General features: G+C 33.6%; 17 protein-coding genes and 1 tRNA gene. 7 read left to right on the forward strand and 11 right to left on the reverse strand.

The window, feature by feature from the left end; genetic code table 11:
* The 6 genes from C7H52_RS01655 to alaS form a co-directional block, all read right to left on the reverse strand.
* A complete protein-coding gene (locus C7H52_RS01655; protein WP_106462146.1) occupies window positions 1-396 on the reverse strand; it encodes a hypothetical protein in 396 nt (131 codons plus the stop codon).
* Between the two features lie 52 nt (window positions 397-448).
* Window positions 449-1,495: a hypothetical protein gene (locus tag C7H52_RS01660; protein ID WP_106462147.1), complete on the reverse strand. Its 1,047-nt coding sequence runs from the start codon at window positions 1,493-1,495 to the stop codon at window positions 449-451.
* A gap of 116 nt (window positions 1,496-1,611) precedes the next feature.
* Window positions 1,612-3,453 (reverse strand): outer membrane protein assembly factor BamB family protein, encoded by a 1,842-nt coding sequence (locus C7H52_RS01665; RefSeq protein WP_106462148.1) that lies wholly within the window; start codon window positions 3,451-3,453, stop codon window positions 1,612-1,614.
* An 11-nt stretch (window positions 3,454-3,464) separates the two neighbouring features.
* Complete coding sequence (locus C7H52_RS01670; protein WP_106462149.1) at window positions 3,465-3,938, reverse strand: hypothetical protein; 474 nt, start codon at window positions 3,936-3,938, stop codon at window positions 3,465-3,467.
* A 117-nt stretch (window positions 3,939-4,055) separates the two neighbouring features.
* A complete protein-coding gene (locus tag C7H52_RS01675; RefSeq protein WP_106462150.1) occupies window positions 4,056-5,006 on the reverse strand; it encodes a GSCFA domain-containing protein in 951 nt (316 codons plus the stop codon).
* Window positions 5,007-7,622: an alanine--tRNA ligase gene (gene alaS, locus C7H52_RS01680; protein WP_106462151.1), complete on the reverse strand. Its 2,616-nt coding sequence runs from the start codon at window positions 7,620-7,622 to the stop codon at window positions 5,007-5,009.
* 157 nt (window positions 7,623-7,779) lie between these two features.
* Here alaS and C7H52_RS01685 point away from each other — a divergent pair, with 157 nt between their 5' ends.
* The 6 genes from C7H52_RS01685 to C7H52_RS01710 all read left to right on the forward strand — a co-directional run bounded on the left by C7H52_RS01685 (window position 7,780) and on the right by C7H52_RS01710 (window position 11,770).
* Entirely contained in the window at window positions 7,780-8,751 is a 972-nt protein-coding gene (locus C7H52_RS01685) for a M23 family metallopeptidase (protein WP_106462152.1), read from the forward strand.
* Window positions 8,751-9,080 carry a MerR family transcriptional regulator gene (locus C7H52_RS01690; protein WP_106462153.1) on the forward strand — a complete coding sequence of 110 codons (330 nt, stop codon included), beginning with the start codon at window positions 8,751-8,753 and terminating at the stop codon, window positions 9,078-9,080. Before C7H52_RS01685 ends, C7H52_RS01690 begins: the two co-directional genes overlap by 1 nt.
* 12 nt (window positions 9,081-9,092) lie before the next feature.
* Window positions 9,093-9,677 (forward strand): LemA family protein, encoded by a 585-nt coding sequence (locus tag C7H52_RS01695; protein WP_106462154.1) that lies wholly within the window; start codon window positions 9,093-9,095, stop codon window positions 9,675-9,677.
* Window position 9,678: 1 nt separating this feature from the next.
* A complete protein-coding gene (locus C7H52_RS01700; protein WP_106462155.1) occupies window positions 9,679-10,119 on the forward strand; it encodes a TPM domain-containing protein in 441 nt (146 codons plus the stop codon).
* A gap of 13 nt (window positions 10,120-10,132) precedes the next feature.
* Complete coding sequence (locus tag C7H52_RS01705; RefSeq protein ID WP_106462156.1) at window positions 10,133-10,960, forward strand: TPM domain-containing protein; 828 nt, start codon at window positions 10,133-10,135, stop codon at window positions 10,958-10,960.
* A 153-nt stretch (window positions 10,961-11,113) separates the two neighbouring features.
* Complete coding sequence (locus C7H52_RS01710) at window positions 11,114-11,770, forward strand: hypothetical protein (RefSeq protein WP_106462157.1); 657 nt, start codon at window positions 11,114-11,116, stop codon at window positions 11,768-11,770.
* Window positions 11,771-11,998: 228 nt separating this feature from the next.
* On the opposite strand, the gene pth is transcribed toward C7H52_RS01710, so the two are convergent.
* The 3 genes from pth to C7H52_RS01725 form a co-directional block, all read right to left on the reverse strand.
* Complete coding sequence (pth, locus tag C7H52_RS01715) at window positions 11,999-12,616, reverse strand: aminoacyl-tRNA hydrolase (RefSeq protein ID WP_106462158.1); 618 nt, start codon at window positions 12,614-12,616, stop codon at window positions 11,999-12,001.
* Window positions 12,617-12,692: 76 nt separating this feature from the next.
* Window positions 12,693-13,322 carry a 50S ribosomal protein L25/general stress protein Ctc gene (locus C7H52_RS01720; RefSeq protein ID WP_106462159.1) on the reverse strand — a complete coding sequence of 210 codons (630 nt, stop codon included), beginning with the start codon at window positions 13,320-13,322 and terminating at the stop codon, window positions 12,693-12,695.
* A 25-nt stretch (window positions 13,323-13,347) separates the two neighbouring features.
* A complete protein-coding gene (locus tag C7H52_RS01725; protein ID WP_106462160.1) occupies window positions 13,348-14,289 on the reverse strand; it encodes a ribose-phosphate pyrophosphokinase in 942 nt (313 codons plus the stop codon).
* 145 nt (window positions 14,290-14,434) lie between these two features.
* On the opposite strand from C7H52_RS01725, the gene C7H52_RS01730 reads away from it, so the two are divergent.
* Window positions 14,435-14,514: transfer RNA gene (locus C7H52_RS01730), tRNA-Leu, on the forward strand.
* A gap of 529 nt (window positions 14,515-15,043) precedes the next feature.
* On the opposite strand, the gene C7H52_RS01735 is transcribed toward C7H52_RS01730, so the two are convergent.
* On the reverse strand, window positions 15,044-15,847 hold the full coding sequence (locus tag C7H52_RS01735; RefSeq protein ID WP_106462161.1) for a T9SS type A sorting domain-containing protein: 804 nt from the start codon (window positions 15,845-15,847) through the stop codon (window positions 15,044-15,046).
* Between the two features lie 25 nt (window positions 15,848-15,872).
* Window positions 15,873-24,857, reverse strand: coding sequence for a BspA family leucine-rich repeat surface protein (locus tag C7H52_RS01740; RefSeq protein ID WP_181256198.1), 8,985 nt, complete (start codon window positions 24,855-24,857; stop codon window positions 15,873-15,875).
* Window positions 24,858-24,883: the final 26 nt, after the last annotated feature.

Raw genomic sequence — 24,883 nt, forward strand, 5'->3', positions numbered from 1 at the left:
TTAATTATTTTCTTCTGAAGATTTCACTGGTATTGTTTTTAAAACTTCAAATGTATTATTACACAATTGAAAATTTATAGGTTCATTATTAAATACTTCAAGCGATAATAAATAACCTATAGATAAAAATGCCATGTCATTACTAGCATCTTTTTCGGCGCCTTCTTGTACTACCATTTTTACGACGTAAATACTATCTTTTTCAATTTTAAAAGACGTAATATGATCTTTAGTAAACTCATTGTCGTCCAAATATTTAGCTATTTGTTGTGCTTTATCTTTTAACACATCATCTTCATAATAGACTTCTACAAGACCGCTTTCTACTTTTTTACCATAAGATTCGCAATTATAACATAATAAGATAAATGCGGTGTATAAAAATAATTTTTTCATAAATAATTCATTTTGAAACCAGCACACACCTTTGTGTGTACTGGTATAAAGATTAATAGTTGGTTAAAAATTGATTATTATGATATTTAACAAACTTAGATGTGGCTTGATACATACCTTCTGCAAATTTTTTAGAATCTACATTAATCCATTTCGTTTGTTTACTATAGGCTGGGCCTACAATAACTATAGGCGTAATAGACGTTGCTGTAGCCATACCTTGTTTCGCATTAACCACCACTTTTTCCTTTTTTATTACACCATTAATTTCTAGGTCTTTTTTTATAAGTCCCGTATAAGCTGTTTTTGCACCTAACCCTTGCTTACCTTGTGTATAAGTTATCGTGCTCGAAACCGTTTCGGCAGATTGTGCCCCTTTAAAACCTATAACTTTATTTTCTTTTGGAGCGGAAATGGTATAAGAATTTATAAGTCTGTAATTGGTAAATAGTTTTACTTGTGCACCATTTCCGCGCAACCAGTTATCTCCATTTTCAGAAAACATCACATATAAATTAACATCTACAACCACTGCATTATCAAGATCTTTAGATAGTTTTTGAGGGACAAATTGCCCACCCATGAAACCTTTTTTCTTTTTCCCAGATTTAGTTTCTTTTTTGTAAAAAAAACTATAGTTTTTAGGTACGCAGGTTAATACACCTGGAGATCCAGATTCTATAATATATGGTCCAGATGCTTTTGCCCAACCGCTATAAGTTTCTGTTTTTCCTGCTTGATCTGGATTTATCAAGATTAGTCCTTTACTTTGTAAGTCTTGTACAAACTCATTATATAACTGGTCTACCTTAGTTTGAATATGCTCTTTTTGTAAACCTTCTAAACCTATAGCTGCTCGAGCAGTTGCTTCTCCCTTTGCTGTGTTTCTAAATCCACCAGATGCTTTATAATCTATGGCTTCTTTATAGACTTCAAAATTTACATTAAAACTAGCTATATAAACTTTTTTAGGATTATTTTTTAATTTATTTAAACCATATTTCATTGCTTTTGGTTTAAATTCTGATACATTTTGAGCTTGTAAAGAAACACCAATAAACATTATTGTTATTAATGCAATTATTGTATTTAATTTCATAATAGCTATATAAATTTTAAGGCTGATTTTGATGATAGACACCTAAATTATATTTAAATTTCAAGCTGATTTAATTCTTCTTACAGCTCTTTAGACTGTAAGAAGAATTTGTTTTTTTACTTTAAATTATAGGCATAAATAGTATTGTTATTGGCTTTATAGTATAACATACCGCCAAAACCATCTACTTGATATTCTGGTTTTTTATCTTTTAATACAATTTCCTTTTCTAAGTTTCCAGTATCTTTATTTAATTTTACTAGACCAACACCATCATCTAATTTTGTAAGTATAAATTGTGCATCTCGGGTTGCTGAAGTCGCTTTAAAGCGTTTAAGCATTTCCCCAATAGACGCACCAGAAGCTTCAGACATTCCAGCTCCAAAATCGGCATAAGCTTGTCCTCTACTTGTATATCGACCTAGTCTATTGGTATTCTGACTTGCTGCGTAATTTCCAGCCATAGCTGCTCCAGCTGTTGCAACAGCAGAAACTCCTGCTATAATAGCTCCAAATGCACTTTTTCCAGGCGCACGCTTATATTCATGCCAGTTTTCTACTGCTTGCCAATCTAACATCATCATATTCTGGTCTGATGTTAATAAAATACCATTTTCTCTTACTTCAATACTGTTTGGACTTTCTTTACCATCAAACTCTACCTCAACTAATTCATTAGAATCACCAGTGTTTTCATCTATAGAAAAAACCACCTCATCTGCACTAATTAGGTAACGCTTATTTTTAGCATCATAATCTGAACTTACATAATCGGCTCTTCTATATTTTAACGGTTTAGACCAAACCTGATCTCCTGTATTTAAATTTACAATATTGGCGTCTTCTGAAGTAATGTAAAGTAAACCCTGAGGTGTTTCGGCCATAGTTAAAATATTCTCTCCCGTTTTAAGTGGTTTTTTAAATAAAGTTTTACCATCAAAAGACACTTTATTAATTCCGCCTTCATAGATTCCAAAAAGAATTCCGTCTTCCATTATGTAAAAATGTTGCACATAACCTTTTGTTTTTGGCGCTCTATCCCATAAGTCGTCTCCAGTATTTGCATCTAAAAAAGAGATGGTAGATTCTGCTTTTGCTGCAAAAATACTTTGTTTCCCTTCTGCATACACATTACTTACCATAGCAATACCTTGTGGCAAAATTTGAAAATTAGCCACTTGACCTTTTACTTTAACCTCATCTTTCCAAAGCTCTTTTCCTGCTTTTGAAATTTTCATAATTTTAGTGGTAGTCCCATTAGCATTTCCAGAAAAACTATAAATATCACTCTCATTAGCATTTGTAGTTAACCAGCCTACATTTTTAATATCGTTTTCCCAGACTACATTTCCAGAATCCATATTAACTTTCATTAACCCTTTATTAGTTGGGATAATAACACCATCGCTTAATAACAAAGGTACTCCAGCGGCAACTTCCTTTCCTTTAAACGTATAGAAATTGGTCTGCTTACCCGTATTTAAATCGTAAATAGCTACCGCATTTGCATACTTTTCTTTAGCTTTTCGTTGTCCACTAACCACTAATTTATTTGCGGGCATTAAAACTTCACAAATTCCAACAGTTTTCCAACCATTGTTTTCTGTAGTAAATAACACTTGTCCAGACATATAGTCTATTACTGCTTTTTTAGTAGAAATAGCTGCAAAACCTGTTTGCCCTACCATAACGTAAGGTGCGTTTGGTACAAAAGTTAATTCTTCTGGTTTGACACGTCCATACTCTGTAAAGTTAAATATAGGAGCTTGTTCTTCTGGTTTGATCCCAACTAAACCATCGTTTGTTGCTACCACAAGTGTTCCACCTTGTGTTAAGTTCATTTCGTTTATACTTGCTCCTAATTGATATTTAAAATCTGGTGCTTCTGCACGTTGAGCAAAGGTCATTTGAACACTAGCTACTATAGCCAGAGTTAAAAAAAATTGTTGAATTCTCATAGGTCTAGAAATTAAAAGATATTCTTCTTCTCGTCCTTAGTAAGTGCTAAATCAATACCTACTTGAAATAGTTTAAAGGCATTTATTATGGTTTTGTTTGAGTAACCACCATCTATCCAGTAATAGTAGAAAAACGATACTGTATTACCTTCTTTATTATAATAACACTTAAGCATAATAACATCTTTATTCACTTTATTAAAAAGCTCTAAAATTTCTTTGTCCGAAACACCTTTTTGTAAATTATAAACCGAATTAAAACTGATAAAACGATTTTTAGAATCTACATCTATATACACGGTTTTGTTATCTTTTACTTTAACATAGGTTTCCTTAGTTTCTAAAACATCTATATAAGCATTTTCAAATAAGGATTTTAATTTAGACGTTGTAATGTCTTCTCCATTTAATAAATCGTTTTGAGCAAACGAAAAAGAAGTTACTAATAGTAGTAGTGCGATTGATAAGTTTTTAATTGTTTTCATAAGATTGTATTTTAATTATTATGTTACAAATCTCAAGAAAATGTATACGCTAAAACATAGGGCAATTGACGTATATTACAAAAACCCTAGTAACAGCAACTGTTTTTAAGCTATTATTTAAAAAATTAAATGTGGAATTTGTTTTTTTAGGTCTAAAAACTGCTGCTCTTGAAGTCTTAAAAATTCTTTGTGTGCTTTGGAAGCCGGATTGAATGGTTTATGGTTATGTGCAACCACCAAAGACTCCACTTTTTTAAGTAATTGACGTGTTTCTTGCGTCATCCATGTTTCTGTAAACCGCTTCCAAATGTAATTAACCGCAGTAGGATTTGGGTGAATCAAATCTTCCGTATAAAAACGATAATCTCGTAACTCGTCCATAACAATTTCAAAAGAGGGAAAATATGAGACATTAATGTTTTTAGAGATAAGTTGATGCACGGCCGATATTAAATACGCCTTACTAAGTGTATTTTCAACAAAACCATCTTTAATATGCCTAACTGGTGAAACAGTAAGTATAACATGTACCTCTGGATTTAAAGATGTAATAAGTTGTATTGATTTTTGAAGAGAATTTAAAATAGATTCAACAGAAAGCAGCTCTTTTTTAAACTCCTTTTGAGGTACTTTATGACAATTTGCAACCGTTTTATTGCTTTCCTTATGTGTATAAACCCAAGCGGTCCCTAACGTGATTATAATGTGACTAGCCTCTTTAATAGTTTCTTTGGTCGTTTTTAATGCAGAATTTAAACGATCTAACAACTCATTTTCTTCTATGCCGTTTAATTTAGAATGCGCATCAAAACATTGAAACTGCTCATTTAAATAGAATATGTCGGAATTTGTATAGGTATAATCTAAAACAGATTTTTCAATAAGTTGCTCAATAGCTTTAGTATGAAATAAAATACCAAACGGATTACTTTCTGTCTTAAATTGAAACTGGGAGAATTTATTACCAATATGTTCCGAAAAACAAGACCCAAACAACATTATTTTACTGTCATAATCTATAGAATGATTCGTAACAGCTTGTAATGGTATTTGGGTTTGAAGTTTCATTTACTTGATATAATTTTTAGCTTCTTCTAAAGCTTGAGCTATGCCTGAAGGATTTTTTCCACCTGCAGTTGCAAAAAATGACTGACCTCCACCTCCACCTTGGATGTGTTTTCCTAATTCTCTAACAACTTGTCCTGCATTTAAGCCTTTTTCTGCTACAAGTTCTTTAGAAATATAACAGGATAATATAGCTTTACCGTCGTTTTCTGCTCCAAACAATAGAAACAAATTAGAATATTGGCTACCTAATTCAAAACATAAATCTTTAATACCACCAGCATCTAAGTCTATCTGTTTAGCTAAGAAGGCAACACCATTTTCTTCAGTTATTTCAGCTTTTAAATCGCCTTTAAGATTCTTCGCTTTATCTTTTAGTAATTTTTCAATTTCTTTTTTAAGTGCAGTGTTTTCGTCTTGTAAGGTTAAAACTGCTTTTGCTGGTTCTTTTGTATTATTTAATAAGTGTTTTATAGCCACATACTCATTGTCAACGGTCTCAAAATAATCTTTTACAGCATCGTTAGTGATTGCCTCTATACGTCTAATACCAGATGCAACTGCACTTTCACTGGTAATTTTAAAATGCCAGATATCGCTAGTATTTTTAACATGCGTTCCTCCACAAAGTTCTATAGATTGTCCAAAACGTATGGTACGAACTGTATCTCCATATTTTTCACCAAACAAAGCCATAGCTCCATCATTTATGGCTTCATCCATAGGTACATTTCTTTGTTCTTGTAATGCCAGTTTCCCTGCAATTCGCGCATTTACAAACGCTTCAACTTCTTCCAACTGCTCTGCAGTAACTTTTGAGAAGTGTGAAAAGTCAAAACGTAAATATTTAGAGTGTACACTACTTCCCTTTTGCTCTACATGCGTTCCTAAAATTTCACGTAAACCTTGATGTAATAAGTGTGTTGCGGTATGATTACATTCTGTTCTAAAACGTTGTTTAACATCTACTACCGCTTTAAAACTATCATTTAAGTTATTTGGTAAGTTTTTAGAGATATGTATCACTACACTATTTTCCTTTTTAGTGTCTAAAATATAAATAACGTCTCCGTTAGGAGCTTCTAAATACCCTTTATCTCCAACTTGTCCTCCACCTTCGGGATAAAATGGCGTTAAATTAAATACTAACTGGAATTGTTCTCCTTCTTTTTTAGAAGTGACTTTTCTATATTTTACTAATCTTACCTGAGCTTCAAGACGATCGTAACCAATAAATTCCTGCTCATTATCTTCCAACAAAATGGTCCAGTCATCCGATTGTAATGCAGAAGATTCACGACCTCTTTGTTTTTGCTTTTCTAATTCTGCATTAAACTCTTCGGTATTATACGTGTAGCCTTTTTCTCTTAAAATTAAATCTGTTAAGTCTTCTGGAAAACCATAGGTGTCTTTTAATTCGAATACTTTTGACCCCAAAACCTCTTTACCTTTTGTGGTTTCAACAATAGAATCTAACAAAGAAAGTCCTTGTTCTAAGGTTCGTAAAAAAGAAGCTTCTTCTTCACGTATCACGTTTTCAATTAATTGTTTTTGCGAAATTAGTTCTGGAAAAGCTTCACCCATTTTTTGAGCTAATACTTCAACTAAGCGATAAATAAAAGGCTCTTTAGTGTTTAAGAACGTAAATCCGTAACGCACTGCACGTCTTAAAATTCTACGTATTACATAACCTGCACCAGTATTGCTAGGTAATTGTCCGTCTGCAATAGAGAACGCAACCGCACGCACGTGGTCGCTAATCACACGAATAGCAATGTTCGTTTTTTCGTTTTTGCCATAGTTGGTGTTGGTGATTGTTTCAATTTCACGAATTATAGGCGTAAACACATCGGTGTCGTAATTTGATTTTTTATCCTGCAACACCATACATAAACGCTCAAAGCCCATACCGGTATCGATATGTTTATTAGGTAACGGTTCTAAGCTGCCATTTGCTTTACGGTTGTACTGCATAAATACCAAGTTCCAAATTTCTACCACTTGTGGATGATCTTGGTTAACTAAAGATTTTCCGTCTACCTTCGCTTTTTCTTCTGGTGTTCTAATATCTACATGAATTTCACTACATGGTCCACATGGACCTTGGTCTCCCATTTCCCAGAAATTGTCTTTTTTATTACCTTTTAAAATACGGTCTTCACTGATGTGTTTTTTCCAAATATCGAATGCTTCAGTATCTAAGCTTAAATTATCGGCATCATCACTGCCTTCAAAAACAGTAACATATAAAATATCTTTATCAATTTTATAAACATCTACTAAAAGCTCCCAAGCCCAAGCAATAGCTTCTTCCTTAAAATAATCGCCAAAACTCCAGTTCCCTAGCATTTCAAATAAAGTGTGGTGATAAGTATCATACCCAACTTCTTCCAAATCGTTATGTTTACCAGATACACGCAAACATTTTTGAGTATCTGTTAAACGGGTGTTTTTTGGTTCTGCATTTCCTAAAAAATATTCTTTAAAAGGAGCCATTCCAGAATTAACGAACATTAAAGTTGGATCGTTTTTTAGCACCATAGGCGCAGATGGAACAATGCTGTGTTTTTTAGATTCAAAAAATTGTAAAAATTTAGAGCGAATATCTTGAGCGTTCATAACTATATTTTGCTCAACTTGTTATCACACAAGCTGAAATTATTAAGTGTAATTTTGTACCTGACTAAAATTTTATTTAAAAATAAATGACTAAATTGTGCGTTAACTATAGAGTCATTAAAATAAAACATGTCACAAAAATAGTATAATTTAAGTAATGAGTAAGGTAAAATATTATTATGATTCTGATACGCTGTCGTATAAGAAAATATCCAAGAAGCCTGGACGTTTTTTTGGCCGATTTGTGTTGTTTATTATTGCTTCTGCTTTATTCTCGATTCTCTTTTTATTTATTGCCGGACGTTTTATAGATTCTCCTGAAGAAAAAGCGCTTCGAAGAGAATTGGCTAACATGCAGCTACAATACGATTTACTAAACAGTAAAATGGCTGAAGCTGAAGCGGTTTTAGCTAATGTAGAAGAACGTGACAATAATATTTACCGCGTATATTTTGAAGCTAATCCTATCCCAGAAGAGCAACGTTTAGCTGGTTTTGGTGGTATTAATCGCTATAAAAAATTGGAAGGTTACGACAATTCTGAAATGATTACAGAAACAGCGAAACGATTAGATATATTAACTAAACGTATTGTGGTACAGTCTAAATCTTTAGATGAAATTAAAAAATTAGCAGAAGATAAAGAAAAATTGCTAGCTGCAATACCTGCTATACAGCCCGTTAGTAATGAAGATTTAACGCGTATGGCTTCTGGTTATGGATACCGAAGCGATCCGTTTACCAAAATAAGAAAGTTCCACTACGGTATGGATTTTACAGCACCACGAGGTACACCTGTGTATGCATCTGGAGATGGTGTGGTAGAACGTGCCGATAACCAATCTTCTGGATATGGGAACCACATTCGTATAGAACATGGTTATGGTTATGTGTCCTTATATGCCCATTTATACAAATACAATGTGCGACGTAACCAAAGGGTAAAACGTGGCGATTTAATTGGCTTTGTTGGTAGTACTGGACGTAGCGAAGCACCACACTTACATTACGAAGTGTTTAAAGATGGAGAACGCATTAACCCAATTAATTTCTACTACGGAAGTTTATCTGCGGAAGAATATGCAGCTTTACTTGAAAAAGCAACTCAAGAAAACGAATCTTTAGATTAATGGATTTACAACTACCCGAGAAACGATATTACAGTATTGGCGAGGTTGCCAAAGCTTTTGATGTTAACACATCACTTATTCGCTTTTGGGAAAAAGAGTTTGAGGTTATTCAGCCTAAAAAAAACGCAAAAGGTAACCGAAAGTTTACACCAGAAGACATAAAAAATCTTAAATTCATCTATCATTTAGTTAAGGAACGTGGTTTTACGCTGGAAGGCGCAAAAATTCATCTTAAAGAAGAAAAACAACAAGCTTTAACTACCTTTGACATTGTAGATAAATTAGAACATATTAAAAACGAATTATTAAAAATTAAAAATCATCTTTAAAAACCAATCAAAATGAAAAAATATTTAATACCAATTATTGTTGTTGTCCTTTTAGGTCTTTGGGTTATGAGTTCTTACAATGGTATTGTAACCAAGGAAGAAAGCGTTAACGAATCTTGGGCTAAAGTAGAAAGTGCTTACCAGAGACGTTCTGACTTAATAGGTAATTTAGTAAACACCGTAAAAGGTGCTGCAGATTTCGAAAAGAGTACTCTTGAAGCTGTTATTAACGCACGTTCTAAAGCAACAAGTGTTACTATTGACCCTTCTAACATTACCCCAGAACAATTAGCACAGTTTAACCAAGCACAAAGTGGTTTAAGTGGTGCTTTATCCCGTTTATTACTTACTGTAGAGCGTTATCCTGAATTAAAAGCTAATCAAAACTTTTTAGAATTACAAAGTCAATTAGAAGGTACAGAAAACCGCATTAATGTAGCTAGAGATCGATTTAACGAGTCGGCAAAAACATTCAATACTTCTGTGAGAAAATTCCCAGGAAGTTTAGTAGCTTCAATTTTTGGATTTGATGCTAAAGCGTATTACGAAGCTGAAGAAGGTAGCGATAAAGCTCCAGAAGTAAAATTTGACTTTTAATATGAAAGCATCGGTAGAAAAATTTTTAAGTCCTGCTGAAGAACAATTATTGGTAAGTGCTATTCGTGCTGCCGAAACAGAAACTTCAGGAGAAATTAGAGTCCATATAGAACCAACAAGTTCTGGCGATATCAACAAACGCATATTGTTAGTTTTTGATGAATTAAATATGCATGAAACCGCACTAAGAAATGGTGTTTTAATTTATGTTGCTGTAGACGATAGAGAGTTTGCTATTTATGGTGATGAAGGTATTAACAAGGTTGTTGAAGAAGATTTCTGGGACAACACTAAAGATATTATTCAATCACAATTTAAGAAAGGTAAATTTGCTGAAGGTTTACGACAAGGAATTTTAGCGGCAGGAAAAGCTTTAAAAGAATTTTTCCCTTGCGAACCAGATGATATTGACGAATTACCAAACACCATTTCTAAAGGATAACATTTAAACCAACATGCTAAAAAACATCTTTTTAAAAAGTATTTCCTATAAGCAATTAGGCCTATTTACTATTTTGTTTTTTAGCTTGTTTTGTTTTCATACAGGTTTTGCACAATACACAATACCAGAAAAACCAAGTCTTGAAACTAGTGTTTACGACTATGCCAATTTATTATCGGCTTCAGAAAAAAACCAATTAGAACAACAGCTTATACGTTATTCAGATTCTACCTCAACACAAATTGTTGTTGCCATTATTAATTCTACAAACGGTGAAAACATAAATTATTTAGGCGCTAATTGGGGCGAAAAATGGGGTATTGGACAAGAAAAAGAAGATAATGGTATCCTTATTTTACTAGCAAGAGGAGATAAACGTATTGCTATTAACACAGGACAAGGTATTGAACCTTACTTAACAGATGCCTTATCTAAACGTATTATAGAAAATGACATCATTCCTTTTTTTAAGAAAAATGACTATTACGGCGGATTAAACAAAGGTGTACAATCCATCTATGAAGTTCTAACTGGAGCTTACAAAAACACTAAAACGAAAAGTAAAGAATCTCCTGCAGGATTTATTTTCTTCTTAATTATCCTGTTTATCATGCTTGTTATTGTCTTTAGTAAAAAAAATAAAGGTGGAGACAACCATGACGGTAAACATTTTAGAAATGGTGGCGGTGGTAGTTTACTAGACGCTATTATTTTAAGTAATATGGGACGTGGTGGTTTTGGAGGTAGCTCTGGTGGTGGTAGTTTTGGTGGCGGCGGAGGTTTCTCTGGCGGCTTTGGAGGTGGTAGTTTTGGAGGTGGTGGTGCTTCTGGAGGTTGGTAGATTTTTTAGTCTTCAGTTGGCAGTCTAATTTTACCTTTAATTAATTTAAAATTGAAGCACTCGGAATTGACTGTTTAAGTTCAGATTAAAGATCTGCATTCCTTGATAATTAAGTGCTAGCGTTTACATTTCCTGAATATTAATAGAAATATTATGAAATTTCTTTATTTTCTTTTAACCTTACTTGCTTTTTTGTTTTCCTGTAAAAACGATAATAAAAAAGTAAAATCAAATAATTCAATCATATTTACTACAAAAAATGACACAAAATATGATTCTGATAAAACTAAATATAATAATATTGATACTTTAATTTGGTATAGTACTTATTATAGTTCTGGAAATATTAAAACAAAAACACAAATATATTTTGATAAATCTAAAGGTTTTGAAGACTACGTTAATCAAAAAATATCATTTTCTAAAAATGGAGACACACTGTTCAATGAAAGCTTTTTTTATAGAACAAACCTGCCAGATACAGTCCCTTTAGGAAAATCCATGTATAAAATAACTCTTTTTGATAAAGAAGAAATTAACAGAGATGAAGTAGCAATGTGTGTTAAAAACAATTATGGAAAACAAGTATTTATCGATTCATTCTTTAATTCAAATCCTAAATCAAATACACTCAAACTTGGGCTAATAAATATTACTGAAGGTTATAAAAATGTTGATGGTTTTATTTTACAAAGTTTTTATAAAAAAAATTATATATCAGACTCTATTATTAGTGTAAATAAGATTATAAGAAAAATGTTTTTTCAAGAACCTATCTATGTTTTAGATGATAGAAAAAATTTAAAATAATTCCCCTCATTAACAATAAAAGAATTTGAATTATTTTTAGAATTATAGAAGTTATTTTTACAAAACATATTTAAATTATACTACACACTCAATTCATTTATAATAATAACATATTTTACATTAGCGATTGAATCATTGTTGGAGCTCTTGCAAAAACTTTTAAAAGTGGCTTTCGCAAAGCAACTACACAAAGCGCGACCCGAATGTGTGAGGGAAATGCCCTAAGTCTTATTTCCCATTAAACGCATTCATCGTATTATTTATTCCTGCCAAACCAAAAGATTTGATAACTTCAACCGCAACTTCTAAGCGCTCTATCAACTGGCTTTCTTCGTCTTTAGACCATTCGCCTAACACATAATCTACTTGACGACCTTTGCTAAAGGCATCACTAATTCCAAATCTAAATCGGTTATAATTTGTAGTTTGCAGTTTGTCTTGCGTGTCTTTTAGCCCATTATGTCCGCCTGCACTTCCTTTTGTTTTTACTCTAAGACTACCAAATGGCAAGTTTAAATCGTCTGTAATGACTAGTAAATTTTCTAACGGAATATTTTCTTTGTCTAACCAATATTTTATAGCCTTACCACTTAAATTCATATAAGTACTTGGCTTTAATAAAATAAATGTGCGCCCTTTTAATTTATAGGTTGCTATGTCTCCTAATTTTTCGGTTTCAAAAGCTAAACTTTCATTTTTAGCTAACTGATCTAAAATTTTAAAACCTATGTTATGTCTGGTATTTTCATAATCATTTCCAATATTACCTAAGCCAACAATTAAAAATTTCTTCATATCTATTTCTTCGTTCTTTTTATTGAAAAGTGACCCTAACCATTTTAGCATACTTAAACGTATTTGGTCAAAAATAAAAAAGCATCCTGAATTAACAGAATGCTTTTAAAATTTATTAAGAAAGAAATTATTCTTTTACTGCAGCAACATCATCTGTTTCTGTAGCTGGAACATCTCCTGCTTCTTCTTCATCCTCATCATCAACAATAGAAGTACGAGAACGTCTTACTTGACACACTACAGTGTTATCTGGGTGCATAAACTTGTATCCGTCTGTTTCTAAAGTTGTAATGTAAAACTTGTTTCCAATTTTTAAAGGCGTAATATCTACTGTAATAAAATCTGGTAAGTTTCCTGGTATAGCTTTAACACGTAAACTACGTTTGTTCTTACGTAATACACCACCATTCTTAACACCACGAGAGTTTCCTACAAATTCCACTGGAATATCCATAGTAACCTCTTTATCTGGGAATGTTTGGTAAAAATCTACGTGTAAGATTCTGTCTGTTACTGGGTGAAATTGAATATCTTGTAAAATGGCATCAAATTTAGTACCGTCTGCCAACTCAATCACAACTGTGTGCGCGTTTGGAGTATATACTAAGCTTGAAAAAGATAATTCTGGTGCAGAGAAATGCACTGATTCTTTTCCTCCGTATAACACGCAAGGAACCTGACCAGCATTACGTAAGGCTTGAGTTGCTTTCTTACCTACGCTTTCTCTTTGAGATCCGTTAATTGTAATTGATTTCATTGTTTATTTATTATTGATTATTAATTTACATTAAAAATTTATTGCTAATCGATTTGTTGTAGTGAACGTTTTGCATCACTTCAGCAAATAAATCGGCGCAAGTTAACACTTTTATTTTAGAGCTCTGTTGTTTTAGAGGAATAGAATCGGTTACGATTAATTCTTCCAACTTAGACGCCTCTAATTTTTTATAAGCATCTCCAGATAAAATCGGATGTGTACAAATGGCTCTTACACTAAGTGCGCCACGTTCCATCATTAAATCGGCTGCTTTGGTAAGCGTTCCTGCAGTATCTACCATATCATCCACTAACACCACATTTTTACCAGTTACATCACCAATTAATTCCATATGCGAAATAACATTAGCTTTAGCTCTTTGCTTATAACAAATTACTACATCACTTTCTAATGCTTTAGAATAAGCATAAGCTCTTTTAGAACCTCCCATATCTGGTGAAGCAATAGTTAAGTTGTCTAAATTTAAATCTTTTAAATATGGTAAAAATATAGTTGAAGCAAATAAATGGTCTACAGGTTTTTCGAAAAACCCTTGAATTTGATCTGCATGCAAATCCATTGTAATAATTCTTGTTGCTCCAGCTGTTTCCAGCATTTTAGCCACTAATTTAGCAGCAATTGGCACTCTTGGCTTGTCCTTTCTATCCTGTCTAGCCCAACCAAAATAAGGCATAACTGCCGTAATATGTCTTGCAGATGCTCGTTTTGCTGCATCTATCATTAACAGCATTTCCATTAAATTTTCACTACTTGGGTTTGTTGACCCTACAATAAAAATTCGTGCTCCTCTAATAGATTCTTCGTAAGAAGGCTGAAACTCACCATCACTATAAGTAGAGGTAATTACGTTACCTAACTTACTTCCATAGGCTTTAGCAATTTTTTCTGCTAATGCTCTACTTTCCTTACAGGTAAAAATTTTGGCTTCTAGAATAGGAGTTGACATATAAATACTTGTTTTACAGCTACTAACCGTTTATTGTTTTTATAATAAGGCGCAAATTTATAACTTTTTTTAAAGTTAGCATCTTTTTAATTGGCTTAATTTTGATGAAATTCATAAAATTCGATTATTTTTGTCTTCTGTCTATGCTCAAGTGGCGGAATTGGTAGACGCGTCGGATTCAAAATCCGATTCTTCGGAGTGCGGGTTCGATTCCCGCCTTGAGTACAATTAAAATTCGCAACTAATTTAAGTACAAATAGTTGCGAATTTTTTATTTCAATAAATGTACGGTTTATGTATTACTACAAAGCTTAAGCCGTTAAGGGTAATTCATTTAAGTCTTTATATTCTGTAAAAGTAGAACAAGGTAGTTTATGTGATTTACTTTTTTAAAACTATATAAATGCATTACATTCTTCTTCTGTCCATAACTTATTCATAAAAGCTTGTATTACAAAATCAATTGTGGTCAAATAATCAATACCATGTAGTTTACAATAATTTCCTATATCTTTAAGGTTGCTGCTTGCAATTACATCTTTTTAAATACGAACATCACTTTAGACCAAGACATAATCGAAATAAATTTAACTGGTTGTTTTGATTGTAATATAAGTAACGTTATTTTATATATTTATACCAAAAAAAGCTACTCCTTTTCAGAAGTAGCTTATACTCAAAACTATTTAATTACTATTAACTTAATTACTAACTAAATTTTTATTTACATCTAGCTTTGAGGTTTTTAAAATTATCAATCTTTAATTATTTTAATTCTTTTTATTTTCTCCTGCGAACTAATCGAAACAAAGTAAACACCTGAACTTAGATCTGATAGATCTAATTTTTCTAAACTATTAGTAAATTGTTTAATTACTTGACCACTTATATTTGTAATACTTACTGAATCAATGTTTTTAAAACCTTTGATGTTTAGTTCATTTTTTACAGGGTTTGGATAGATACTTACTCTGTCTAATTCGCTATTAATAATACCTAAAGTTGAAAAATTATAACTATTTTCGGTTGTAGATTGTGTACCGTATCTATCTGTTGTAGTAGATCCATCCGTCATATTTATATAATCAGGAAGAAATCCGAGCCTAGATCCGTCTCCTGGAGGTAATAATCTCAAGAAACCAGATGTTGGAGGTGTGGCTCCTATTATATCAAACAATACTAATTGAATTGGAGTTCCTGAAGTAAAGTTAAAGAAAATGTTTGTTGTTGGAACCTGTCTATTAATATAAAACGTGGGGTCACCAGCGTCGGAGTTTAAACCATAATTGTCAGCCAGAAATTCTGAAGAAGGTATTCCAGAAGTTCCGTTTTCAAAATTACCGATGCTATAACCAGCAGGTACAGAAACCATAGCAGCCATATCACTTGATAACTGATTAGTAACATCTGCATCTGGAGTTGCTACAAATGCAAATTGATAATTTCCAGTACTTCCATTAACTCCTATGTATTGTATAGAAAACTCATATTGTTCTGTTTGAGCGTAAGTTATTATACTAATAAATAATAACACAATAAAGCTATAAATTTGTTTCATTTTATTTTAATTTTATATAATTTATTTAAGGTAATTGCTGACTTATAGGGTAGAATATACTTCCAGTACTATTTCCAGGAAAACTAATTATTATTGATTTTAATATATTAGAATCATTTCCTGGACCTCCAAAACGTACTTGACTATTCATATCTAAATCAAAATTATCATATGCATTATATGGAAAGAAAATCGATCCCGTAGTGTTTGATGGGTAATTTACTACCGTTGTTTTTAAAATATTAGTATCATTTCCTGGACCAGCAAATCTAACAACATTGTCTCCATTTAAATCTCCAGCCCATAAGCCAAACACACCACTACCTAAATCGTTTTGAGCATTGGTTCCATAAGTTAATGTAGATGCATTTGTAAAATCTACAAACGTCGCTGTACTTGATAACGCTACAGTGTTTTGAGTCATTACTCCAAGGTGGTTTCTATGGTTTACAACTACATAATAATTATCGCTATACGTACGAAGTTCTAATGATGAAACTCCATCTAAATCTACCACATCACCATCACGTTGTAATAATGCAGAACGACCTGTAATGACATTGGTGTTATCTGTAGCATCACGTAATTCTACCCAAACCCAGTCTACAATATTGTCTGCTATTGCTCCAGTACCTGATGTTCCTCCTGTATTAAATACGGTAGCTTCACAAATTAAAGCATCTGCATACGGACTTGTTGTTGGTAAATAATTACCTACACGTAAATCGTCGCGCATTAAGGTTTCTTCGCCAGCGTTTGGATTTATTGTTGCACCTTGTAAATAAACTACTGGAGCTATTGCTACACAACCTTTACCACCATCTGTTATGATCCAGCCATAAGTATCTATAAGTAATTGACGTGCTTCTTCTCCTAAACAATAGGTACTGTTACCAGCATGAAAAGTGATACCTGTAGGTATATCATCTATACCGTCTCCAGCTACACCACTAGCATCGGTTGCCCAACCTATTAGGGTTGCATCGTAATTTTCGGTAGATAAGGTTGCGTTTCTAAACATATCTCCCATGTTAGTAGCATTAGTTAGATCCCAATTTTCTAAACTGTTGTTGAAAGCCGAGCTACGGAACATACCTTCAAAATTGTTAACATTTGAAGTATCCCAGTCATTAATGTCTTGATTAAAACTAGAGAACGCAAACATGTATAATAAACTTTCAGCATCGGTAATTTGCCAATTGTTTATCAATCCATTAAAATTACTACCCGCAAACATAAAAGTTAGGTTTGTAGCTTTACTTACATCCCAATGGTTTAAATCTGTTGCAATTGTACTACTTACGTCGTTAAAGAAACGTTCTATATTAGTTACGTTAGATAAATCTGGCGCATCGGTAGCTGTAACCATTAAATTGTTACAATCTCTAAATGCACTAAGCATGGTAGTCCATTGGATGTTACCCCATTGTGAAATTTCTAATAACTTATCTCTATCGCTAGAACCATCTAAAATAATTCTTGGGAAATCTCCGCCAATTTTAACGGTGTAGTTTCCTGCTGTTGCGTAAGTATGACTTGCATTTGTTGATGCATCACTATCAGAATGACCTGAAATAGTACCATCGCCCCAATCAACAGCATAATCGTAACCAGAACCTGCTGTTGGTATGGTTATACTTTCATTATCTGTAGTAGTTTCCCAAGAAGAAATGAATCCGTTATCTATATCATAACAACTGTAATCTCTTCCGCCATCTGTAATCGTCCAACCATAGGTATTTATTAAAGTTTGACGTGCATTTTCTGCTTCTGCAGAACAGTATTTACTATTCCCTGCATGAAATAAAATGTTGTTTGGAATATCATCTATACCATCACCTGCTATACCACTAGCATCTGTAGCCCAACCTATTAGTGTTGCTTCATAAGCACTCGTTTCAACAGTAGTATAAAGAAACATTCTGTCCATATTAGTAACTTTTGATATATCCCAATCTCCTAAGCTATAACTGTTTGTACCATCGGCTCTAAACATCTGGTACATATTTATACCACTAGTGACATGTTCTCCAATATTCCATAAGCTTAAGTCTTGATCAAAAGGAGTTTCACTGAACATTGACGAAAAATTACTAACATTTCCAACATCCCATGTAGAAACATTTCCATTAAAATTTGAACCGCCAAAAGTACTTCTAAAATTGGTAATAGTTGAAACGTCCCAAGAGGTTAAATCTGGATTTCCAATTGCTCTACAAAACCAAAAGGCATTATCCATACTTGTAACATTGGTTAAATTTGGGGCATCTGTAGCAGAATAATTCATGTTATTGCAACCTCTAAAAGAAAACGCTAATGAACTCCACTGGATATTTCCCCATTGATTCAAATTTTTAAGTTTACCCGCATCTGCACTAGAATTTATAAATATTCTAGGAAAATTTCCTCCAATTTTTACTGTATAAGTTCCAGCTGTAGCATATGTATGTGCGGCATTGGTAGTTGCGTCACCATCATTATGCGTTGAAACATTTCCATCACCCCAATCTACAACATAATCGTAACCAGTACCGGTTGTTGGTATTGTTATAGTCTCGTTATCACTTGTCGTTTGCCATGTGGTTATAAAACCGTTATCGATGTCATAGCAACTGTAATCTCTTCCGCTATCGGTAATTGTCCAACCATACGTATTTATTAATAATTGACGTGCATTTTCTGCTTCCGCAGAACAATATTTACTATTTCCTCCATGGAAAGTAATGTTTGCTGGAATATCGTCTACTCCATCGCCTGCTACTCCACTAGTATCGGTTGCCCAGCCTATTAAAGTGGCGTCATAATTTGCTATTGAAACACCAATATTTTCAAGTAAATATTGCATATTAGCAATGCTTGTTAAATCCCAATTTGCTAAAGATTGTTCAAAACTGTTGGCATCGTATAGCATTGATTCCATAGATAATGCATTAGAAGTATCCCACTGCCCAATTGATTGATTAAATACATACGCGCCATCAAACATTCCGTCGAAATGCGTTCCAGAAGTTGTTGTCCAACCAGATATATCTTGGTTAAAAAATTGATTTCCTAAAAACATTTCTGTAAATAAACTTACATTAGAAACATTCCAACTTGTTATATTTCCATTGAAAATTGTATTTGCAAACGCTTCGGTCATATTTGTAATATTTGAAACATCCCAATTACTTAAGTCTCCTACTAAACTTGTACAGAAGCTAAAAATTTTGGTAAAATCTGTAACATTCGTTAAATCAGGAGCATCTGTAGCGTTTATAACTAGGTTACTACAACCATCAAACGCATAAGCAAATGACGTCCATTCCACATTACCCCATTGCACTACTGTTTGTATTTTTTGCCTATCTGTATATCCATTTATATAAATTCTAGGAAAATCACCACTAATTTTAATAGTTTTAGTTCCTGCTGTAGTATAGGTATGCGTGGCATCTGTACTAGCATCGGCATCTGAATGGCCAGTTATTGTACCATCACCCCAATCTACTAAATAATTATAGCCAGTTCCTGTGGTAGGAATTGTAATACTTTCATTATCTGTAGTGGTTTCCCAAGTGGTTATAAAACCGTTATCGAAATTATAACAACTGTAGGTTACACCAGCGTCTGTAATAGTCCAAGTATACGTATCTATTAAAGTTTGTCTTTGTGCTTCACTTGCACAATAATTACTATTTCCACCATTAAAGGTTATGTTGTTAGGTATATCATCTATGCCATCATTTGCAACACCACTAGCGTCTGTAGCCCAACCAATTAGGGTAGCATCATAATTAGTAAGACTTAAACCAGCATTGCTAAACATAACTGACATATTTGTTGCAGCACTGATATCCCACGCACTTAAATCTTGATCAAAACCCGTTGCACTTTGAAACATATTTGCAAAATCTGTAACCTTTGAAGTATCCCAAGAACCTATATTTAGATTAAACACAGAATTACCAGCAAACATAGCTTTAAAGCTTAATGCATTTCCTGTATTCCAGTTGGTGATATCACCATTAAAGTTAGAACTTCTGAATGCAGAGAAAAAATTAGTAACATTAGATACATTCCATTGGTCTACTTGAATGTTAACTGTTGCACCATAAAATATTTGTTCTAATGAGGTTACAGTACTTACATCCCAGTTATTTAAATCTCCTGTAACTTGTGCATTTCTAAATGCTCTTAAAAAATTAGTCACATTTGTTAGATTTGGAGTATCTGTTGCTACAATTTCAAACACATCTGGTCCTGCATTACAACCATAAAAAGCATCTTGAAATGAAGTCCACTCAATATTTCCCCATTGGTTGATTTGTTTTATTTTTTCACGATCACCCGTCTGGTTAAAATAAATTCTAGGAAACTCACCTATAATTTTTACAGTTTGTGCTCCTGCAGTTGCATAGGTATGTGTTGCATTAGTAGTAACATCTGCATCTGAATGAGTTGTAACAGAGCCATCACCCCAATCTACCACATAATTATAACCAGTACCTGTGGTAGGTATGGTTAAACTTTCGTTAGCTGTTGTTGTTTCCCAAGTGGTTACAAAAGCGTTTGTAAAATCGCAACCTAATCCACCATCTGTAATGGTCCAACCATAGGTATTGATTAGCGTATCTCTAGCTTCTTGTGCAATACAATAGGTACTATTACCACCGTGAAAAGTAATATTACTAGGAATATCATCTATACCATCGCCTGCTACTCCACTGTCGTCTGTAGCCCAACCAATTAATGTTGCATCGTAATTTTCGGTACTTAAAGTGACATTTAAAAACATATTATTCATGTTGGTTGCACTAGTAATATCCCAAGTACCAAGGTTTTGATCGAAATTTACTGTGTTTTTAAACATTATTTCAAAATCGTTTACTTTACTCACATCCCAAGTAGAAATATCTATGTTAAATGCATCATCCTGCTCAAACATCCATTTAAATGACACTGTTCCTGTCACAAACTCTCCAATATTCCAATTGGTGATATCTCCGTTAAAACGAGATAAATAAAACATTTCTCTAAAACGATTTACTTTACCTACGTTCCAACCATTTAAATTTCCATTAAAACTTCTCGTATAGTAAAACGTTCCGTCCATTCTGGTAATGTTAGAAACATCCCAATGCGAGAAATCTTCATCATTTAAATCTACACAAGCTCTAAACATGTAAGCCAAATCGGTTACGTTAGATAAATCTGGTGCATCAGTAGCTGGTACACGTAAGCGTTTACAATCGTTAAAAGCATTTACCATACTCGACCATTGTATACTTCCCCATTGGTTGATTTGCTTGATTTTATCGGAATCAGCATTATTATTAAAGAAAATTCTAGGGAAATCTCCCGCAATTTTTATAGTATAAAAACCGGCTGTTGTATAGGTATGTGACGCATCGGTAGAAGCATCTGCATCGCTATGTGTAGAAGAGATACCGTCGCCCCAATCTACTACATAATTGTATCCTGTTCCTGTAGTTGGTATAGTTATGGCTTCGTTATCTGTAGTGGTTTCCCAAGTGGTTATGAAATAATCGTCTTCACAAAACGCATTTCCGTCGTTATTAGTTATAGTAATATTTTGAGAACAGGTTGCTGTATCTCCATTACCTGTTGTAGCAGTCCAATTTACGGTATATGTACCTTCTGCTACATCTTCGGCGAAAAACGCAGTATTATTATAATCGTTTATAAGTGTATAGTTTGGTAAAACACCATCTTGAAAATTAGAGTTACAATCGCTATTGGTTAATGCAAAACCAGTCATACTTGCATTTAATGTAGTTGCCTTATCGGTTATCGTAGTAATTGCTGTATTGTCTGCGCAGTTGACTACTCCATTTTCGTTAAAGTTATAGTACAATAACAAGTCTGGCTCATTTCCTGATAAAGGCATTGTGCTGGTTGCTTGAATTTCCTCTAAACTTCTAACGGTATTCCAGATTCTTACATCGTCTATATTACCATTAAAATAACGAGACGTTCCCCAAGAACCTATGGTAATAGGCAAGTTACCTTTTAAAGGATTTGCCACAGTATAATTTATAGTATTAATTAATGTGCCATCTACATAGAGTTTCGTTTCTTTATTTGCAACATCGTAAGTCATTGCTATGTAATACCATTGACCAGTAACAAAATTGGTGTTGTTGGTTACTCCATTAGGTGAGTTTCCGTTGATTCCGATGGCTAAATCACCACCGCTATTCACTTGATAATGTAAGTATCCAGCAGACCAACCTTCGTAATTTAATAAAGCTTCAAGAGCACCGAAACTATCAAATTTCACTTGCATTTCTAAAGTAAATTCTGATATATCTGATGGAAAACCAGACGCTAATCGTAAACGATCGTTCACCCCATCAAAATGTAAAGAAGTAGAAGTATCGCCACCTAAATTTACTGTTGGTGCAGTTAGGTTTACTGGTGTAGCACAGTCAAAATTGTCTAACTCTTGAGTTACATCGCCACCACAAGCTATAGAAATTGGCACAAAACCATTTACGGTAACAGTTGCAGTACAAGTAGCTGTATTTCCTTCGGCATCGCTAACGGTTAAGATTACCGTATTATCGCCAATATTTGCAGTTGTAAAAGTGTCATTATCTAATGTTAAACTATCTACTCCACAATCGTCGGTTGAACCATTATTAATATCAGATGCAGTAATAGTAGCTGTACCTGTTGCATCTAAATCGATGCTTATGTTTTGGCATTGCGCCACAGGATTTACCGTATCAGTTCCTAAAACGACTTGGTAATCTCCTAAATCTATAGGACAATCATCATTACCCCAACGTACCCAAAGTGGATAGGTCCCTATGGCTAGATCTGTAAAAGTGTAAGATCCTGAATTATCACCAACTTGGGTATAATTTACACCATCATTAATACTAAACTCAATACCAGTACGTGCTGGGTTATCTGGAAAAGTAAATGTAATAGCTCCTAGAGAAGCACAACCCGCATCGGTAACGGTTACTGTGACATCTGGGTTTTCATAAACGGTTAAGGTAGCCTCGTTTGAGGTACTGCTTGTTGGGCAAGTATTACTTACTTGACAACGGTATTTATTAGTGTTTAAGGCAAAGTTTGCATTAGTAATGGTTAAAGTATTTGTAGTTGCGCCAGAATAGGTAGCATTATTAGCAATGTTTACCCAAGCACCTGCACCACCAATTTGCTCTTGCCATTGGAAACCTGTAGCATCTGTAGCGGTAACGCTAAAAGTAGTGTTAGAACCTTCGCATATAATTCTGTTTCCTGGTTGTGCTGTGATACTCGGTCCAGAAGTTATGTTTAAAGTTGCTGAACTTGAATTTGCCTCATTTGCACAATCATCACTAACCACGCATCTAAATTCAGCATTAGTTGCGCCTGTAACATTTACAGTTAAAGTAGCTGTGTTTACACCACTATACGTAGTATTATTAGATAGATTGGTATAGGTACCACTATTGTTGATTTGCCATTGGTAGTTGGTTGCTCCTGTAGCTGTAACAGAGAATGTATGGTTACCAGTATTACAGCTCGTTACGTTGCTAGGTTGGCTTGTAATCACTACAGATTCTGTTCTTGAAATACCAACTAAACCACAACCTGGTGAGCTTTCAAAATAATCCATTAAATAATTAGCGCCATTTTCATCTTGAGTAGATAAGGCATAATTATTTACACCAGCACCTATACCATAATGCATTACTTTATTAGCGTCTATTACGTGCCCAAGTTGGTGTGCATGACCAAGTTCATGAAGTATCACACTTTTCATATCGTGCTGTATAGCACTAGGGTTACCTGTGCCTTTATACCAATTGGTACCAGAATCCCAAGTAATGTCTAACTCATTAACTGCTGCATAAGCTGTACCACAAGTTCCAAATGCTCGTGTAGTAACTTGTCCTAAAACACCTGCTCCTAAAGGATCGGTTGCATTGTCGTAACGCACGATATTTATACCATCGCTTGAACTTGTATTTGCAGTTGTTGTTCCTCCCCAAACAAAATTTAATCCTGAAGCACAATTCCATAAATCATAAGATTCTTCAAAACGTGCTTTCGCAGAAGCATCGTTATTAAAAGTATTTTCATACAAAAATGTATAACCTCCTGCTCCATTATCTTGCTGAAGAAAAGATTTTAATTGATTTCCTCCTGCATTAAAATTAATATGAGAATAATTTACTGTTAAATTTGCAGCACTCTGCCCTATTTCGTTAGTTGCATTTACTACACGAATACGTCCATTTCCTGCTAAACTTGGTACTCGAGTAACAATTTGTGTATTTGTCCAAGTTATAATCTCGTTTGCTACAGTTGACGTATAACTGCCTCCACCTGTATTTGCATTAAAAAACTGTACACTTCCTTTAGTAGTACCAAAGTTGGTACCATTAATAGTTAATGTTTCGTAGGTTCCCGCATTTACTGCTGCTGGAGTAAATGTAATATTTGTAGGCGTAGCCATTACAAAATTATTAGTACTTGCAGCCAATTTCTGGTTAGCATTTACCGTTGTTTTTGTTTGGTTAGTTACACGTTCAACTGCTTTATATAAATCGGTTATACTATTGAATTTACTAAATGGTGCGTAAGCTGTTTTATCGAAGATATCGTATTTATAAACTCCTTGTACTACACCATAAATTTGGTAACGTCCTGTATTAATATTCTTTTTTAAGAAGAATAACCCTACATCTCCAACGCGTAAATCTGGTTGGTCCGACATGGTATGGGTTTCCTCTCCTACTGTACCTCCTTGAGTTTCTATGGTGACTGTACTAGTATTAAACCCTTTGAACAATTCACTTACTGCCAATTTATGACTCGTGTGAATGTTGGTTCGTTTACTATTCCAAAAGCTTTGGGAAGAAAGTACTTCTGCCTCTACAATAAGATTTGCATTGCTAACCTTTTCTTGTAAACTTAAAGGACTTAATAAATACTCGCATTGTGCTTGTATTTTTCCCAAAACAAGTAAAGCAAAGCAAAAAAGTAAAGTAATTTTTGTTTTCATATTTATTTTATTGTTTGTGTTATTCA

It is taken from the genome of Aurantibacter aestuarii (assembly GCF_003008425.1).
Lineage (GTDB): Bacteria > Bacteroidota > Bacteroidia > Flavobacteriales > Flavobacteriaceae > Aurantibacter > Aurantibacter aestuarii.